General features: G+C 63.4%; 13 protein-coding genes and 1 tRNA gene. 7 read left to right on the top strand and 7 right to left on the bottom strand.

The features are described from left to right. The 3 genes from OF385_RS05935 to argS are packed head-to-tail and all read right to left on the bottom strand — an operon-like array spanning position 1 to position 4,360. Positions 1–1,287 carry a homoserine dehydrogenase gene (locus OF385_RS05935; protein ID WP_264277426.1) on the bottom strand — a complete coding sequence of 429 codons (1,287 nt, stop codon included), beginning with the start codon at positions 1,285–1,287 and terminating at the stop codon, positions 1–3. Continuing rightward, on the bottom strand, positions 1,288–2,709 hold the full coding sequence (lysA, locus tag OF385_RS05930; protein WP_264277425.1) for a diaminopimelate decarboxylase: 1,422 nt from the start codon (positions 2,707–2,709) through the stop codon (positions 1,288–1,290). Between the two features lie 7 nt (positions 2,710–2,716). Beyond that, the gene (gene argS, locus OF385_RS05925; protein ID WP_264277424.1) at positions 2,717–4,360 is read right to left on the bottom strand and encodes an arginine--tRNA ligase; all 1,644 of its coding nucleotides are present in this window, start codon (positions 4,358–4,360) and stop codon (positions 2,717–2,719) included. Positions 4,361–4,527: 167 nt separating this feature from the next. Between argS and OF385_RS05920 the strand changes: the two genes are divergently transcribed. From OF385_RS05920 to OF385_RS16635, 5 genes are all read left to right on the top strand, one after another. After that, positions 4,528–4,603 (top strand) — tRNA-Arg (locus OF385_RS05920). A 121-nt stretch (positions 4,604–4,724) separates the two neighbouring features. Continuing rightward, positions 4,725–5,447: a VIT family protein gene (locus OF385_RS05915; RefSeq protein ID WP_264277423.1), complete on the top strand. Its 723-nt coding sequence runs from the start codon at positions 4,725–4,727 to the stop codon at positions 5,445–5,447. Between the two features lie 29 nt (positions 5,448–5,476). Then, a complete protein-coding gene (locus OF385_RS05910) occupies positions 5,477–5,965 on the top strand; it encodes a GNAT family N-acetyltransferase (protein WP_264277422.1) in 489 nt (162 codons plus the stop codon). A gap of 63 nt (positions 5,966–6,028) precedes the next feature. Next, positions 6,029–6,604: an MFS transporter gene (locus tag OF385_RS16640; RefSeq protein WP_319019268.1), complete on the top strand. Its 576-nt coding sequence runs from the start codon at positions 6,029–6,031 to the stop codon at positions 6,602–6,604. Between the two features lie 30 nt (positions 6,605–6,634). After that, positions 6,635–7,201 carry a hypothetical protein gene (locus OF385_RS16635; RefSeq protein ID WP_319019267.1) on the top strand — a complete coding sequence of 189 codons (567 nt, stop codon included), beginning with the start codon at positions 6,635–6,637 and terminating at the stop codon, positions 7,199–7,201. A gap of 725 nt (positions 7,202–7,926) precedes the next feature. Here OF385_RS16635 and OF385_RS05900 read toward each other — a convergent pair. The 3 genes from OF385_RS05900 to OF385_RS05890 form a co-directional block, all read right to left on the bottom strand. Continuing rightward, a complete protein-coding gene (locus OF385_RS05900) occupies positions 7,927–8,718 on the bottom strand; it encodes an ABC transporter ATP-binding protein (RefSeq protein WP_264277421.1) in 792 nt (263 codons plus the stop codon). Beyond that, positions 8,711–9,628 carry an ABC transporter permease gene (locus OF385_RS05895; RefSeq protein ID WP_264277420.1) on the bottom strand — a complete coding sequence of 306 codons (918 nt, stop codon included), beginning with the start codon at positions 9,626–9,628 and terminating at the stop codon, positions 8,711–8,713. The genes OF385_RS05900 and OF385_RS05895 overlap by 8 nt, the downstream gene beginning before the upstream one ends. Before the next feature lie 85 nt (positions 9,629–9,713). Continuing rightward, on the bottom strand, positions 9,714–10,709 hold the full coding sequence (locus tag OF385_RS05890) for an ABC transporter substrate-binding protein (protein ID WP_264277419.1): 996 nt from the start codon (positions 10,707–10,709) through the stop codon (positions 9,714–9,716). 400 nt (positions 10,710–11,109) lie between these two features. Here OF385_RS05890 and hrpA point away from each other — a divergent pair, with 400 nt between their 5' ends. Beyond that, positions 11,110–15,033, top strand: a complete 3,924-nt coding sequence (gene hrpA / locus OF385_RS05885; RefSeq protein WP_264277418.1) for an ATP-dependent RNA helicase HrpA — start codon at positions 11,110–11,112, stop codon at positions 15,031–15,033. A gap of 183 nt (positions 15,034–15,216) precedes the next feature. After that, positions 15,217–16,401: a Cmx/CmrA family chloramphenicol efflux MFS transporter gene (locus OF385_RS05880; RefSeq protein WP_264277417.1), complete on the top strand. Its 1,185-nt coding sequence runs from the start codon at positions 15,217–15,219 to the stop codon at positions 16,399–16,401. Between the two features lie 263 nt (positions 16,402–16,664). On the opposite strand, the gene OF385_RS05875 is transcribed toward OF385_RS05880, so the two are convergent. After that, positions 16,665–17,093, bottom strand: a complete 429-nt coding sequence (locus OF385_RS05875; protein ID WP_264277416.1) for an HIT family protein — start codon at positions 17,091–17,093, stop codon at positions 16,665–16,667. Between the last annotated feature and the right edge of the window lie 14 nt (positions 17,094–17,107).

The raw sequence follows: 17,107 nt of genomic DNA, 5'->3' as shown, positions 1-17,107 counted from the left end.
TTAGTTTCCTTCAACTCGCATAACGGATAGTACTGAATGCACCGCGTCCAAGGCCTTGAGCGCTTCGACGGTGCTGGCCAGGGCGGATTCGGTGCCCTGGTGGGTGAGGATGCGCAATTGGGCACCGGAGTGAGCATCGCCCTGCTGGCTCATGGACTGGATCGAGACGCCATGCTCGCCGAAGACGGTGGCGATGGCTGCGAGCACGCCGGACTGGTCCTTGACCGACAGGCCGATCCAGTAGCGGGTGGTAATCGCGTCGAAGTCCAGCATGCGCGGGCTCTGATGCACCGAGCCGTTGGGCAGCGGCGCGCCGGCGGCGATCTGCCGGGCCACGGCCACGACATCGCCCATCACAGCGCTGGCGGTCGCGTTGCCGCCGGCACCTGCGCCGTAGAACATCAGGTCCCCGGCGTTTTCCGCTTCGACGAAGACCGCATTGAACGCGCCGTGCACGGTAGCCAGCGGGTGGCCTCGGCGAATCAGCGCCGGGTAGACGCGCACCGAAATGCCCGCATCGCCCTGCTCGGCGATGGCTAGCAGCTTGATGACATAGCCGGCATCGGCCGCGGCGGCCACATCCTCGGCGGTGACCTCGGTAATGCCCTGGGTGGAAACCTGTTCTGAGGAGACCGTGGTGTGGAAGGCCAGCGACGCGAGGATCGCGGCTTTCGCGGCGGCGTCGTGCCCGCCGACGTCGGCGGTCGGATCCGCTTCGGCGTAGCCCAGGGCCTGGGCTTCGGCCAGCACATCATCGAAGGCCGCGCCGGTGGTGTCCATGGCGTCCAGGATGAAGTTGGTGGTTCCGTTGACGATGCCCATCACCTTGGTGATGTGATCGCCGGCCAGCGAGTCGGCGATCGGGCGCAGGATCGGGATCGCGCCAGCGACCGCGGCTTCGTAGCGCAACTGCGCGCCGGAGGCTGCGGCGACCTCGTTCAGTTCGGCTCCCTTGAGCGCGATGAGCGCCTTGTTGCCGGTGATCACGCTGGCGCCCTTGGACAGGGCGGCGGCGATGTACTGGCCGGCAGGATCCAAGCCGCCGAGCAGCTCGATGACCACATCGGCCTGTTCGATCAGGCCCAGCGCATCGGTGGTGAAAAGCTGAATGGGCAAGTCCACGTCGCGCTTGGTCTCCAGATTGCGCACGGCAATGCCGATCAGCTGCAGGCCGGCACCCGAACGGGATGCCAATTCATTCGCGTCTTCCAGCAGGATGCGGGCCACCTGGGCTCCGACCGTACCGCAACCCAGCAGGGCTACCTTCAGGTTCTTTTCACCGCTCAATTAAACTCCCATGTCGCGGGCTAGCAAGTCGTCTTCGGTTTCCCTGCGCACGATCAAACGGGCTTGGCCATCGCGTACCGCTACCACCGCTGGGCGGGTGAGGTAGTTGTAGTTGCTCGACAGGGCCCAGCAGTAGGCGCCGGTGGCCGGAATCGCGAGCAAGTCGCCAGCCGCCACATCCTCGGGCAGGTAAACGTCCTTCACGACTATGTCACCTGACTCGCAATGTTTCCCAACTACGCGAGAAATAATTGCGTCGCTTTGCGTCATACGGCTCGCGAGCACGGCGGTGTATTGCGCGTCATAGAGCACCGGGCGGGGGTTATCGCTCATGCCGCCGTCCACCGAAATATAACGGCGCGGGAACAGCGCTCCGGTGGCGTCCTCCACCTGGACGTCCTTGCGCACGCCGGCCTCGTAGAGGGTGAAGGTGGTCGGGCCGACGATGGCCCGTCCAGGCTCGATGGAGATGCGCGGACAGTCCAGGGCCAGTTCCTGGCAGGTCGCGGTGACGACCTCGGCCATTTGGCCGGCCAGCTTCGCCGGGGTCGAGGGGTGGTCCTCGGAGGTGTAGGCGATGCCGTAGCCGCCACCGAGATCCAGCTCGGGCAGGCTCACGCCGTGGATTTCGCGGATCTGCGCCAGCAAGCCGAGCATGGTGCGAGCGACCATGGCAAAGCCCTCGGCTTCGAAGATCTGCGAGCCAATGTGCGCGTGCAGGCCCAAGAGGTTCACGTTCTGCGCTTCAAGGGCGCGGGCCACCGCGCGCAATGCCGGGGAGGTGCCGGTGGCATCGGCCAGGATCGACAGGCCGAACTTCTGGTCCTCGTGGGCGGTGGCGATGGCCTCATGGGTGGAGGCGTGCACGCCCGGGGTGATGCGCAGCATCACCTCTGCTTTCAGGCCCAGCCCATCGGCCAGCGAGATCACGCGGTCGAGCTCGTCGAGCGAGTCGATGACAATGCGTCCGACGCCCATTTCCAGGCCCCGGGTGATCTCGGCCTTGGACTTGTTGTTCCCGTGCAACGAGAGGTTTTCCGCCGGGACGTTGGCGGCCTTGGCCACGGCCAGCTCGCCGCCGGAGCAGGTGTCCAGGCGCAGCCCTTCTTCGGTCACCCAGCGGGCGACCTCGGTGCAGACAAAGGCCTTGCCGGCGTAGTAGACGTCTACTGCCCCGCACAACTCCTTGAAGGCCTCATCGAAAGCGGTCTTGAAGCCGCGGGCGCGGGCGCGGAAGTCGTTTTCATCCAGCACGAACAGCGGGGTGCCGAATTCCTCGGCCAGCGCGCTGACCGCGATGCCCTGGACGGACAGTTCGCCGCTAGCTTCGCGGGAAACCCCCGAAGCCCATTCGATCTGGCGCAGTGCGTTGATGTTTTCGGGGAATTGCAGCCATTGCGGGGCTAGCGGCGATAGTGCCATCGGCTAATTACATCCTCTCTGGGGCGGAGACGCCCAGCAGTTCCAATCCATTGGCCAAGACGGTGGTCGCTGCATCGTTCAGCCACAGGCGGGTGCTGTGCACTGGAGTGATGGCTCCATCTTCAGCGACCGGGGTAATGCGGGTTGCGGCATACCAGGAGTGGTACGCGCCAGCGACCTGTTCCAGGTAGCGGGCGATGCGGTGCGGTTCGCGGAACTCCGCGGCGCCGGCTACCACCGAAGGGAACTGTCCGAGCACTGCCAGCAGTTCGTTTTCGGTAGCGTCGGTCAGCAGGGCTGCGTCGAACTGCTCGCGGGTGACCCCCTTCGCGGCAGCGTTGCGGGCTGCGGCGGCCGAGCGAGCGTGGGCGTACTGGACGTAGAACACCGGGTTGTCGTTGGTGTTCTTCTTCAGCTGCTCTGGGTCCAGGGCGATCGGCGAATCGGCCGGGAAGCGGGCCAGCGAGTAGCGCAGCGCGTCGGCACCGATCCAGTTGATCAGATCGCGCAGCTCGATGATGTTGCCAGCGCGCTTGGAGAGCTTGGCACCGTTGACGCTGATCAATTGGCCGATCAGCACCTCGATGTTCTTCTCCTTGTCATCGCCCGCGCAGGCGGCGATGGCCTTCAGGCGGTTGACGTACCCGTGGTGGTCGGCACCGAGCAGGTAGATCTTCTCTTCGAAGCCGCGATCCTTCTTGGACAGGTAGTAGGCGGCGTCCGCGGCGAAGTAGGTCGGTTCGCCGTTGGCACGGATCAGCACGCGGTCCTTGTCATCACCGAAGTCGGTGGTGCGCAGCCAGACAGCGCCTTCCTGGTCGAAGATGTGTCCCTGTTCGCGCAGGCGAGTCACGGCGTCGGCCACGGCCCCGCCTTCGTGCAGGGTGGTTTCGGAGAAGAAGACATCGAAGCTGACGCCGAAATCGGCCAGGGTCTTCTTGATGTCTTCGAGCTGTGCCTTGTAGGCCGCTTCACGCAAGGCCGGAATGGCTTCGGCTTCGTCCAGGTCCTTCAGGCCAGGGTTTTCGGCAAGAACGATCTCGCCCAGTTCCTTGATGTATTCGCCGGGGTAGCCCCCCTCGGGGACCGGCAGGCCGTGGATGCGGTTGTAGACCGAGCGGGCAAAGACGTTCATCTGGTTGCCGGCGTCGTTGATGTAGTACTCGCAGGTCACGCTTGCACCGGAGGCACGAAGGACGCGCGAGATCGCATCGCCCAGGGCGGCCCAGCGGGTGTGGCCGATATGCAGCGGACCGGTGGGGTTCGCCGAGACGAATTCCATGTTGACCACGTGGCCGACCAGGGCCTGGTTGTTGCCGTAGGCGGCCCCGGATTCGACGATGGTGCGAGCCAGTTCGCCAGCGGCGCCAGCTTCGAGGGTGATGTTCAGGAAGCCTGGACCTGCGATGTCCACGGCGCCGACTCCTGAAACCTCGGCAAGGCGTCGGGCAAGGATCTGCGCGAAGTCGCGCGGTGCCATGCCAGCCTTCTTGCCCAGCTGCAGCGCGATGTTGGTTGCCCAGTCACCGTGCTCACGGCTCTTGGGACGGTCGACACGCACGGTGCCTGGAACCTCAACGGAGATTTCACCAGCGGCGACGGCTTCGGTGAGGCATGCGGATATTGCTGCGGAGAGTTCTTCAGGAGTCACCGTTCAAGAATACCGGTAATTGCACCGCTTCATTAGCATTCATGACTCCGCCAAGCCTGTGAGACTTGCCGGGTTCGGTGACTTTTACAACACGGCACAGTCCGGTTGCTCGAATTGCGCAGATCAGCACACCACCTGATAGTATTTCTTCTGTTGCCCAGCAACGCGCCTCTGTAGCTCAGTGGATAGAGCGTCTGCCTCCGGAGCAGAAGGTCGAAGGTTCGATTCCTTTCAGGGGCACCAGCAAATTGCAGGTCTGGATCATCCGGACCTGCAATTTCTTATTTCCCCGGCGGTGTGATCTTCCGCCGCAGATCAACTGAACACTGGCGGTTCTCGCCCAGCTGGTGGTTATCTTGGTGGCATGACCGTTTCAACTCAGGCCCATCCCAATGAGCCCCATGATCAGAACTTCGCCGAACGCCTGAACTGGCTCCGCGCTGGAGTTCTCGGCGCGAATGACGGCATCGTCTCGGTAGCCGCCACGGTTGTTGGGGTCGCCGGCGTCACCAACCACACCGCCCCGATTTTCACTGCCGGAATGGCCGCGGTCATCGGCGGAGCCATCTCGATGGCCCTGGGCGAATATGTTTCGGTCAGCAGTCAACGTGATTCGCAGCGAGCCCTGGTTGAGAAGGAGCGCCAAGAGCTCCGTGACGATCCCGACGCGGAGCTCGCTGAGCTTGCCGGGATCTACGAGGCCAAGGGATTGAGCCAGCACACCGCGATGCAGGTAGCCACCGAGCTGACGGAGCATGATGCGCTGGCAGCACATTTATCCGCGGAACTGAATATCGATGAGGAAGAAGTCGTCAACCCTTGGCATGCCGCCTATGCATCGGCGGCGTCCTTCATTATCGGTGCCGTCCTGCCCATGCTGGCCATCTTGCTGCCGCCGGAACAGATCCGCATTCCCGTGACCTTTGCCGCGGTACTCGTTGCCCTCGCGGTTACCGGGACGCTGGGCGCCTACATCGGAGGCAGCTCCAAACGGGTGGCGGCACTTCGCCTGGTCGTCGGCGGTGCCCTGGCCTTGGCCGCGACCTTCGCCGCCGGCTCGCTGCTTGGCTCCAGCGGGATCATCTAGCCGACGAGCTCCGGCCTGGGAAACTATTAATGGACACCCCCTCGATAACTGTTGCTGAAGCAGCACCACAGGATCCGCAGCATGTCCAGAACGCTGCGAAAATCTGGGCGCAGGCTGCGGCCCAACGCGATCACATGCCCCGGCCTGTTGACGGCAGCCAAGCACTGGCCGGAGTCGAGCGTCGCTTGGCCTTGCCCGATGCCAGGCTCGTGTTCGCATCCAAGGACGGGGTTCCAGCAGGATTCACACTCTGCTCACCGCATGATGGCTACCTGGAGATCTACTACGTCGCCGTTGCCCCTGATTTCTGGGGACAGGGCGTGGCACGCGAACTCATGGCCGAAGTGGAGAACTTTGCGCGGGCGGCCGGTTTCCGCGAAGTGCGCCTTTGGGCCATCACCGACAATTCGCGGGCAATCAAGCTGTATCAGGCCAACGGCTGGCGGCCTACCGGTGAAGAACTCACGGATGCAGCCTCGGGACGAACTGAAATCCTGCTGGCTAAGGCGAAGCATTAGAAAGTTTCTGCCGCCCCGTACCGATACGCTGGGACCGCGGCTACTCAACGCGGATTCGCCGTTTTGTGGACAGCATCTTCGCTGTCCAACCTTGCCGATGGAGTTGCCTTTGCAGCTGTTCCGCTGATCGCCGCATCCTTGACGCAGGACCCCCGGCTGATCGCCGGCTTGTCGCTCTGCTACGCCGCGGTACGATTGCTTCTCGCCTTGGCCTCTGGAGCGTGGGTCGACCGATTCGATCGGCGCACCTTGCTCAGCTATGCAAATATCTTGCGCGGAATCGCCTTGCTGGTCTTAGCGTCGTCCTTCGCTTTCTCCGGCCCGAATCTGTGGGCGCTTTATCTGGCCATGGCATTCATCGCCGTCTTGGAAGGCACAGCAGACACCGCGGCGATCGCTTTGTTGCCACAGCTGGTGAGCCCTGAAAAGCTGGATCAAGCCAATAGCAAGATCACTGCCACGCAACTGATCACCGATGAATTCGCTGGCCCGCCCCTGGGAGGATTTCTCTTGGCCTTCGCCGCGGCCATCCCCTTATATGCGATGGGAGGACTTTGGGCCGTAGCCGGAGCAATCGCTCTGGCCATGCCTCGCAGCGCGCGTCCGGCAGTTGGCTCCGGCGAGCGCCCGCGCATCTAGGTTGGGGCTGGCGACGGAATTCGTTGGCTCATGAAGCACCGATTGGTCGCGGCTTTGGCATTGATCAGCGGCTTGGCCAGCATCAGGTACATGATGGCATTTTCAATTCTGGTGTTGTTTGCCAAGGAATGGCTCGGCCTGGATTCCACCAGGTACGGGCTTCTGCTCGCGTTTTCAGCAATTGGCGGTCTTGCCGGAAGCGCCATGACGCCAAGGTTTCGCCACATTCTGGGATATCGCAGCTCAATACTGGGAAGCCTTGCTCTGGGGTCGCTGAGCCTAGGGATGCTTGCCATCAGCACAACAGCGTTGCTGGCTGGCATCATGCTGGCGTTCTACATCATGCATGCTGTGATCTGGAATGTCTGTTCGCTTTCCTTGCGCCAACGGCTGGTTCCCGAGCAACTCATGGGCAGGGTCAGCGCGGCTAGCCGGGTCCTCGGATTAGCCGGTCTCGCGTTGGGATCCGTAGCCGGAGGGCTCTTGGGCAGTGTCAATCTCACGTTGCCGATTGCTGCTGGCGCATCTGTCTTCGCGCTCTGCGTGGCACTAGCGTGGCGAGGCATTGGCAAAGAACCAGAAGCCGTCATTCAGTGAAGGCCAGCAAGTACGCTTGCCGGCCACAGCTCTCGGCTCTCTTCTTGCCAACGACTACTGATTATCTCATCCGGTTTTGCGTCGCCATGTAGGCTATGGCCATGCCACGTATTGTTTCAGCGCCATTGGATCTAGTCATCGCGACATACCGCGGGGTGGATTGTCTTTTTGCAGGCCTCAACCTGACAACGGATCGCCCCCATTCTCGATATGTCACGGGCGGCAGTGCTGGTTTCGAAATCCATCTGAGGGGTATCACCAATGATGAAACCCGTCGGCTGGACTCGAAGTTCCATGAGGCCTTGGAATCATGGGGTTCAAGAGCGCAAGAACGTGCTGCGAACCAAGCAGAGCCTGAGCCGCGAATGCCCAGCAATGAATTTCTTGAACCCATCAAGGCGAACATTACCGATGACGCAGGGACTAGTTATTTCTGCCTTGGGGGGGGCGAACTGGCGGCACGGGCACGGATTGGGATGCCACGTGGATCTACTGCCCGGCCCCACCATCCGAGGCAGAGTCAATGACTGCGGATTTCACCATCTCCGGCATGCCAACGGGCCATTCGTGCGTCATTGAGTTGTAGTCGCCGGGACCGGGCTCTGCCCAGTGCCGATTGCCATCTTAGCCAACTAGCCGCCAGCGCGTTCGCAACACCTCCTGCGCTTTAATCACCGCGGGCCCGAACCTGAAAATAGGTCCGGGGCCCGCGAATGGCAATTCAATTACTGCAGCATGGTCTTGTCATCAAGCTGCGCGCCCTTGATCTTCCCGAATTCGTCGAGCAGACCTTGCACGGTCATCTGGGACTTCTGCTCCTGGTTCAAGTCCAAGATGATTTCGCCATCGTGCATCATGATCAGGCGTGTTCCCAATTGCAGGGCCTGCTCCATATTGTGCGTCACCATCAGCGTGGTCAGCTGGTGGCGTTCGACGATCTCCTTGGTCAACCGGGAAACCAGCGCAGCACGCTGCGGATCCAGTGCCGCGGTGTGCTCGTCGAGCAGCAGGATCTTCGGCTTGGAGAAGGTGGCCATCAAAAGGCTCAGCGCCTGGCGCTGGCCGCCCGAGAGCAGGCCGACCTTGGTCTTCAGGCGGTTCTCCAGGCCCAGTTCCAGGCTCTTGAGCTCTTCGACAAAGAGCTCGCGGCGCTTGGAACCCACGCCCAGGCCCAGTCCGCGGAAACGCCCACGAGCGTAGGCCAGGGCCATATTCTCCTCGATGGACATGGTCGGCGCGGTGCCAGCCATCGGATCCTGGAATACCCGGCCGATGTATTTGGCGCGGCGGTAGTCCGCCAGCTTCGTGACATTCTTGCCTGCGATCGTCACCGAGCCGGTATCCGGCTGGAGCTTGCCCGCGACCATATTCAGCACCGTGGACTTGCCCGCGCCATTGGACCCGATCACGGTGACGAATTCGCCATCGCCCAGCTCCAGGTTGATATTGCGCAGTGCCTTGCGCTCGTTGACCGTTCCCGGGAAGAACGTGCGCGACAGGTTCTTGATACTAAGCATTGGTGCCAACCTCTTCCTTGGCGGTCACGGCGGAGGGGGTGCGCTTGAAGGTCTTCACGATTTTCTGGAATCCCTTCCACTTTGGCAGCAGCAAGGCCACCACGACCAGGATCGCGGAAATCAGCTTCATGTCGTTGACCTCCAGTCCCACCGACAGCGCCAGCTGGATGACCAAACGGTAGATCACCGCGCCGAAAACTACTGCCAGGGCGGCCAGCCAGATGTAGCGCTGGGTGAAAATCGCCTGTCCCACGATCACCGAAGCCAGGCCGATCAGGATCAGGCCGATGCCCATGCCCACATCGGCGAAGCCCTGGTATTGGGCGATGATGGCGCCGGAGAGCGCCACCAGGCCGTTGGACAATGCCAGGCCCAGGATCTTCTGGTTGTCGGTGCTCACGCCGAAGGAGCGGATCATTTCCTGATTGTCGCCGGTAGCGCGCATGGCCATGCCCAGCTCAGTGTGCAGGAACCATACGATGGCGCCGACGAAGATCAGGCAGATCACGAAGAAGATGCCGATCGAGGACCATGAGCCGAGAATGCCGGCCGCGCGCAGCGGGCTGATCAGCGTCTCTTCGCCCAGCAGCGGCGTATTGGCTTTGCCCATGATGCGCAGGTTGATGGAATACAACGCGATCATGGTCAAGATGCCGGCCAGCAGGCCATCGATCTTTCCCTTGGTGTGCAGCAGGCCGGTGATCGTGCCGGCGACCATGCCAGCGAAGAAGGCCAGCACGGTAGCCAGCCATGGGTTCATCCCGCTGACGATCCCCACGGACGCGACCGCGGCACCGGTGGTGAAGCTGCCGTCAACGGTCAGGTCGGGAAAGTCCAGGATACGGAAGGTCAGATACACGCCGAGCGCCATAATGGCGTAAATCAGGCCGAGTTCAACCGCTGTGATCATGTGTGGATCCTTGAGTTGTGTAGTCACGACGAAAGGCGAGGCATCAGGTTATGCGCCTCGCCTTCTGTCGCTGGTTCTTGCGGGTTTAGTAGACCTCGACGGCCTTGGACTTCATGTCCTCGGTGAATTCGATTCCGGCCTTCTTGGCCGCGTCCTCATTCAGGTACAGGTCCACCTGCGAGATGGTTTCCACCGGGAGGCTGGCTGGCTCGGCTTCGCCCTTGAGCACCTTCACAGCCATGGCCGCGGTCTGCTCGCCAAGCTTCTCGTAGTTGATGCCGTAGGTTGCGGTAGCGCCGCGCTTGACCGATTCGCCGTCGGCGGAGATGACTGGAACCTTCTTCTTGTCCGCGGTCTGCAGCAGGCCTTCCAGCGCGGAGACCACGGCATTGTCGGTTGGCACGTAGTATGCATCAACGTCCAGGGAACCGGCAGCCTGCTGGACTTCGCTGGAGGCAGAGATCGCGGCCTTTTCAATGGTCAGGCCCAAATCCTTGGCTGCGGCTTCAGCCATTTCGACCTGGACGGCCGAGTTGGCCTCGCCCGAGGAGTACACGATGCCGACCTTCTTGGCATCCGGCTTCAGCTCCTTGAGCAGTGCCAGCTGTTCGTCCACCGGGTTCATGTCCGAGGTGCCGCTGACATTGGCGCCCGGTGCCTCATTGGAGGCGACCAGCTTGGCGCTGACCGGATCGGTGACTGCGGAGAAGAGTACCGGGATGTTGGTGATGCTCTGGGCCGCGGCCTGGGCCGACGGGGTGGCCACAGCCAGGACCAGATCAATATCTGAGTCAGCTGCCAGCTTGCCGGCGATCGAGGTATTGGTTGCCTGATCCGCTTCGGCGTTGTTCTCATCGTAGGAAATCTTGTCGCCGGTGTACCCGGCCTTTTCCATGCCGGACTTGAAGCCTTCAACTACTGCATCCAGCGAAGGGTGCGAGACGTACTGGGCGATGCCGATCTTGACTGCCTCGTCGCCGCCGGCCGAACCGCCGGATCCGTCGCCGCTTCCGCAAGCGGTTAATGCCAGTGCGCTTGCAGCTGCCACGGCTGCAAATTTCATAGCTGTGAAGCTCTTCATTGAAGTTCCTTTCAAAGTTCCCTGATGCGAGTGATTCCCATCGATTCCGCTGTTGCCTGGTAGTGCAGCGCCACACGTGGGCCGCCGTAGGGAACCATCCAGGCCTGACGTCGATGATTACCCTAGATCTTACATGTGAAAGACCTCACCTTGCTTACAAGAAAGGCGCTTTCACAGACGATTTACTGTTGATCCACGGAGCAATGGACACAAATTCTCTGCCAACGGCGAGAATCTGGAAGTTTTGTATTTTGTCACCCCAAGATGTCGACACTTGCTGAGACACAGCGAAAATTTGACTCGGCCCGGAAACTGCCGCAGCCGGCGAAATCACCGGTATTCGCCGCCTCGGCCCGGCGGCCACAGAGAACTCGCGCGACGCGAATAGAATGGGATCATCATGGCGCTTAGCATTACGTATCCCGAAGCCCTCCCGGTCTCAGCCCGTCGCGCGGACATCCTCACGGCAGTGCGCGAAAACCAAGTGGTAGTCATTGCCGGTGAAACCGGTTCGGGCAAAACCACCCAGCTGCCCAAAATGCTCATCGAGCTCGGCTTGGCCGAGAAGGGCATGATCGGCCACACCCAGCCCCGCCGCCTGGCCGCGCGCACCGTGGCCGAACGCATCGCCGAGGAAATGGGCACCGAGATCGGCGACGAGGTGGGCTTCCATGTGCGCTTCACCGGCGAGGTCTCCCGCAATACCAAGCTGAAGGTCATGACCGACGGCATCCTGCTGGCCGAAATCCAGCGCGACCGCTTGCTGAAGAAGTATTCGGCGATCATCATCGACGAGGCCCACGAACGCAGCCTGAATATCGACTTCCTGCTCGGATACCTCAAGCAGATCATGCCCCAGCGCCCCGAGCTGAAGATCATCATCACCTCGGCGACTATCGACCCCGAACGCTTCGCCGCGCATTTCGGCTCCCCGCTGCCCGACGGCGAGGTGAAGCCAGCGCCGATTATCGAAGTTTCCGGGCGCACCTTCCCCGTGGAACTGCGCTACCGTCCGCTGCAAGCCGAAGCCGAGCTGGATGCCGAGGAAGAGAATTCGCTGGAAGAAGAGCGCGATCCGCTGGATGCGGTCACCGACGCGGTCACGGAGCTGAGCCGCGAAGCGCCGGGCGACATCCTGATCTTCTTCTCCGGTGAACGCGAAATCCGCGACGCCGCCGACGCCCTGCGCGCCCTGGTCGCCTCGAACCAGCGCATGCCGCGCTATGAGGTGCTGCCCCTGTTCGCCCGGCTCTCGCTGGCCGAACAGCACCGGGTCTTCCACCCCGGCGGGGCGCCGCGCATCATCCTGGCCACCAACGTGGCCGAAACCTCGCTGACCGTGCCGGGCATCAAGTACGTGATCGACACCGGCACCGCCCGCATCTCGCGCTACTCGCATCGCACCAAGGTGCAGCGCCTGCCGATCGAACGCGTCTCCCAGGCCAGCGCCAACCAGCGCTCGGGCCGCTGCGGCCGCGTCTCCGAAGGCATCGCCATCCGCCTGTATTCGCAGACCGACTACGAAGCGCGCCCGGAATTCACCGATCCGGAAATCCTGCGCACCAACCTGGCCAGCGTCATCTTGCAGATGATCTCCATGGGCGTGGTTTCCTCCGCCGCCGAGGTCGCGCAATTCCCGTTCGTCCAGCCGCCCGAAGCCAAAGCCATCACCGACGGCGTGAGCCTCTTGCGCGAATTGGGCGCCCTGGGCTCCAGCAAGGCCGCCAAGCTCACGGACATCGGGCGCAAGCTCGCGCAGCTGCCGCTGGATGTGCGACTAGGCCGGATGATCGTCGAGTCCGCGCAACGCGGCGTCGCCAAGGAGGTCATGGTGCTGGCCGCCGGGCTGAGCATCCAGGACCCCCGCGAACGGCCCAGCGAAGAAACCGGCCAGCGTGATCGCGCGGTGGAATTGCACCAGCGCTTCGCCGATGAGAAGTCCGACTTCATCGCGCTGCTGAACCTCTGGGCCTACCTGCAGGAGAAGCAAAAGGAGCTGTCCTCCTCGGCCTTCCGCAGGTTGTGCAAGTCCGAGTTCATCAACTACCTGCGCGTGCGCGAATGGCAGGACCTGTTCACCCAGCTGCGCCAGCTGGCCAAGCCCCTGGGCATCACCGTGGCGGCCGCGCCCGTGGATCCTGCGGCCAATGAGGATGCGGTGCACATCTCGCTGCTGGCCGGGCTGCTCGGGCATATCGGCCTCTATGATGAGCGCAAGCGCGACTACCTGGGCGCGCGCGGCACCCGCTTCGCGATCTTCCCCGGATCGGGACTATTCAAGAAGTCCCCGACCTGGGTCATGTCCGCCGAACTGGTGGAAACCTCGCGCCTGTGGGCCAGGGTCAACGCGGCCATCTCGCCCGAATGGGTTGAGGAAGTCGCCCCGCACCTGCTCAAACGCACCCACTCCGAACCGCACTGGTCCAAGCGCACCGGCTCGGTCATGGGCTATGAGAAGGTCACGCTCTTCGGCTTGCCGATCATTGCGCGCCGCCAATTCCATTACTGGCGCGTGGATCCGCAGCTGGCCCGCGAGCTGTTCATCCGCCATGCCCTGGTCGAAGGCGATTGGCGCACGCATCACAAGTTCTTCGCCAAGAACCGGGCGCTGCTCGAAGAGGTGGAAGAGCTTGAAACCCGCATGCGCCGCCACGATCTGCGCATCAGCGACGAGGAGCTCTTCGCTTTCTACGACGCCCGCGTGGGCGAGCAGGTCTACTCCGAGCGGCACTTCGACCGCTGGTGGAAGAAGGCCCGCGCCACCGACCCGACCCTCTTGGACTTTGATCCAGACGCCCTGTTGGCCGAGGGCGGGCAGCTGGATGAAAGCCTGTTCCCGACCACCTGGCAGCTCGGTTCCATCCACCTGCCGCTGAGCTACGAATTCAACCCGGCGGCTTCGGAGGCCGAGGGCGATGGCGTATCCCTGAGCGTGCCCGTGGTGTTCCTGAACCAGCTGGATCCGGCGCGCTTCGCCTGGCTGATCCCGGGACTGCGCCACGAGCTGATCACCGCGTTGATCCGTTCCATGCCCAAGTCGATCCGCAAGAACTTCGTGCCGGCCCCCGATGTGGCGGCCAAGGCGCTGCAGATGCTCACCGCGGACTTCGATTCGGCCAGCGACGATCTGGCCGAATCCCTGGCACTGGTTTTGCGCCGGCTGCGCGGCATGGTCGTCGACCCTGGAGTTTTCGACTTCGCCGCGCTGCCCGCGCACCTGCGCTTCGGCTTCACCGTCACCGATGCCTCGGGCAAGGTGCTCGGCCAAGGTGATGACCTCGCGGCCTTGCAGCACAAGTTCGCCGCGGCCAACCGGGCGGCGCTGGCCAGCGGGGTCAACTCCCCCGGTGCTGGCAAGCCGGCGACGCCGGGCAAGGCCGTTCCTGCTGCCAAAGCCCGCAAGAAGGCCGAAGCCTCCGGCGCGTGGGACCAGAAGGCCCTGGATTCCTGGCCGCAGCTACCGGCATCCGGCGAAACCCTGGGTGATGCCCTGCCGGCCAAGGTGACCACCACCGTGATGGGCCAGCAGATCACCGCGTACCCCGGGCTGACAGGCAACGGCTCCACCGTGGATCTGACGGTCTTCCGCAATGAATCGGAGCGTGATGCCGCGCACCGCAGCGGCGTGATCCGCCTGCTGATGCTGCGTTTGCCGCCAGCGGCCAAGTTCGTCATTTCGCACCTGAACAATGCGGAGAAGCTGGTCTTCACCCAGAACCCGCACGGGTCGATCGACAAGTTGATCGCCGACTGCACCCTGGCCGCCGTGGACCAGCTGGTTCCCGAGCAGCTGCCGATGAACCGGGCCGAATTCGAGGCCCTGTTCGAAACCGTGCGCGCCGAGCAGATCGATACCATCTTCACCATCACCGCGATCGTGGCCACGGTCTTCGGCGCCTCCGCGCGCATCAACAAGGACCTGAAGAACACCAAGTCGCTGGCGATGTTCGCAGCGGTCACCGATATCCGCTCGCAGCTGGAGCAGCTGATCTATCCGGGCTTCATCGCCGCCACCGGGGCGGCGAACCTGATGCGCCTGCCCCGCTATGTGCAAGGTGTCGAGAAGCGCCTGGAGAAGCTGCGCGGCGGGGCGGTGACCCGTGATTCGCAGGCGCTGGTGATCATCCAGAAGCTGGAGGACGAGTACGATGCCGCGCTCGAGCGGGTGCCGGCCGGCGCCCGCGTGCCGGCCGCGCTGGCCCAGGTGAAGTGGATGCTGGAGGAGATGCGCATCTCGCTGTTCGCCCAGGAACTGGGCACCGCCTATTCGGTGAGCGAAAAGCGCATCCGCAAGGCGATGAAGGACGGGCTGGCGCAACTGTAGATTGCGGTAAAGTGGTCGGCATGTCGAGTCCCGAGTCAGATTTCTTCGGGGTTGCCGGCCACGCCGTCAGCCCCCTGCTCCCCTGATACAGCGTCCGCATCTAGCGCGGGCGCGCTTTCTGGCATCCCAGGGTGCAAGCGGTGGTGGCACAAGCCCGCTTGTTCCTTCACCCCGGAGTCTTCCATGCCTTTTGCCCTCTACCTGCTTGCCCTGGCGGTCTTCGTCATGGGCACTTCCGAATTCATGCTCGCGGGCCTGCTTCCCGCGATATCCGCCGATCTGGACGTCGATCTGGGCGCTGCGGGGCTGCTCACCTCGGCCTTCGCCGCGGGAATGGCCCTCGGTGCACCGCTGATGGCCGCGGCTGCCCGGCGCTGGCCTGCCCGGCCCGCGCTGCTCGCCTGCCTGTCGGGCTTTGCTGCCAGCCACGTGATCGCCGCCCTGGCCACGGATTTTGAACTGTTGCTGATCACCCGGGTGCTTGGCGCCGTCTCCAACGCCGGCTTCCTGGCGATCGCGCTGAGCGCCGCCACCACGATGGTGCCCGCGAACCTGAGGGGCCGGGCGGTCTCCATCCTGCTGGCCGGAACCAGCGCCGCGATGATCGCCGGGGTTCCGGCCGGCACGCTGCTCGGTTCCCAGCTGGGGTGGCGCAGCGTCTTCTGGGTCATCGCCGGGCTCTGCCTGCCCGCGGTGCTCGGTGTCCTGTCCGCGGTGCCCCGGCCCAGCCCTGCCGTGGAGCTGTCTGTGCAGAACCCATCCGGCCCGGCACCGAAGCTGGCTGCCGAGCTGGCCCAGCTGCTCAGGCCGCAGCTGGCTGGCACCATGGTGCTGGCCGCCTTGGTCAACGGCGGGACATTTGCCGCGTTCACCTTCATCTCCCCGATCGTGACCGTCACGGCCGGGATGCCCGAAGGCGCGGTCCCGCTGGCGCTGGTGTTCTTCGGGCTCGGCTCATTTTCGGGCATCACTGTCGCCGGCCGGCTCTCGGACCGGCACCCCCTGCTGGTCCTGATCGTGGGCGGCCCGCTGCTATTGGCCGGTTGGATCGCCCTGGCTGCGCTGGCCGAACACCCCGCGGCACTGCTGGTGCTGGTCTTCACCCAAGGGTTCCTGTCCTTCGCCGTGGGCAGCACGTTGATCACCCGTGTGCTCTACGCCGCGACCGGCGCCCCGCGCATGGGCGGATCCTACGCGACCATGGCCCTGAATGTCGGCGCCGCCCTTGGTCCGGTGCTCGGCGGCATCACGCTCAGCGCCGGTTTCGGGCAGCTCTCCCCGGTGTGGGTGGCCATGCAGCTGGTTGCCCTGGGCCTGGTTATCGCTCTTGCGGCACAACGATTACTTGGACTTCGTCCTCGTAGATGATTCGTCCGGGCCGTTCGCTTTCCAGCTTCTCCCACGGCACCTGGTGCGCATCGAGCAGCGCCGGGTAGGGCTCGACGTTCCACCGCACCCGGGTTGATCTGGTGATCGCAGACCTCGGGATACTGTGCACTGGGATTGGGGGTAGGCCGCGTCGTACCAGTCGTTTCCGGCACGCCAAATACAGTGCTCTTCGGCGCTGAACTTCCCGTCCCGACCTAGGAGGTTGGCCAGGGCGAAGACTCCTGGATACCAGCCACCGGCTTTCAGGCCTCGGGCACGAACTCGCCGTGGCCGTCGGCGACCAGCCCGTCGCGCAGCTTCTGCGCATTGTTGTCCATCTGCTGCGGATCCGGGTCCTGCGCCGCATTGGACAGGTCGAAATCCGCCAGCGAGTTGGTCGGCCACACGTGCACATGCAGGTGCGGCACTTCGAATCCGGCGACCATCAGCCCGGCCCGCTGCGCGCCGAAAACCCGCTTCTGGGTCTGCCCGATCTTCTGCGCGACCAGTGTGAGGTGCGTCAGCAGCTCGGGGGCTGCATCGGTGAACTCGTCGATCTCTTCGCGCGGGACCACCAGGGTGTGCCCGTCGGAGAGCGGGCCGATGGACAGGAAGCCGACACAGGTCTCGTCCTTCCAGACGAAGCGTCCGGGGATTTGGCCGTCGATGATCTTGCTGAACAGCGTGCTCATTGCTGCCTTTCTGT

The organism is Glutamicibacter sp. JL.03c, from assembly GCF_025854375.1.
Lineage (GTDB): Bacteria > Actinomycetota > Actinomycetes > Actinomycetales > Micrococcaceae > Glutamicibacter.
Note: the sequence above shows the minus strand (reverse complement) of the source record. Positions and strands in the feature narration are given on the sequence as shown.

Coding starts and splice junctions, on each gene's coding strand:
- lysA (WP_264277425.1), bottom strand. CDS start 2,709: ATGGCACTATCGCCGCTAGCCCCGCAATGGCTGCAATTCCCCGAAAAC.
- OF385_RS05915 (WP_264277423.1), top strand. CDS start 4,725: ATGACCGTTTCAACTCAGGCCCATCCCAATGAGCCCCATGATCAGAAC.
- OF385_RS05910 (WP_264277422.1), top strand. CDS start 5,477: ATGGACACCCCCTCGATAACTGTTGCTGAAGCAGCACCACAGGATCCG.
- OF385_RS16635 (WP_319019267.1), top strand. CDS start 6,635: ATGAAGCACCGATTGGTCGCGGCTTTGGCATTGATCAGCGGCTTGGCC.
- OF385_RS05900 (WP_264277421.1), bottom strand. CDS start 8,718: ATGCTTAGTATCAAGAACCTGTCGCGCACGTTCTTCCCGGGAACGGTC.
- OF385_RS05895 (WP_264277420.1), bottom strand. CDS start 9,628: ATGATCACAGCGGTTGAACTCGGCCTGATTTACGCCATTATGGCGCTC.
- OF385_RS05890 (WP_264277419.1), bottom strand. CDS start 10,709: ATGAAGAGCTTCACAGCTATGAAATTTGCAGCCGTGGCAGCTGCAAGC.
- hrpA (WP_264277418.1), top strand. CDS start 11,110: ATGGCGCTTAGCATTACGTATCCCGAAGCCCTCCCGGTCTCAGCCCGT.
- OF385_RS05880 (WP_264277417.1), top strand. CDS start 15,217: ATGCCTTTTGCCCTCTACCTGCTTGCCCTGGCGGTCTTCGTCATGGGC.
- OF385_RS05875 (WP_264277416.1), bottom strand. CDS start 17,093: ATGAGCACGCTGTTCAGCAAGATCATCGACGGCCAAATCCCCGGACGC.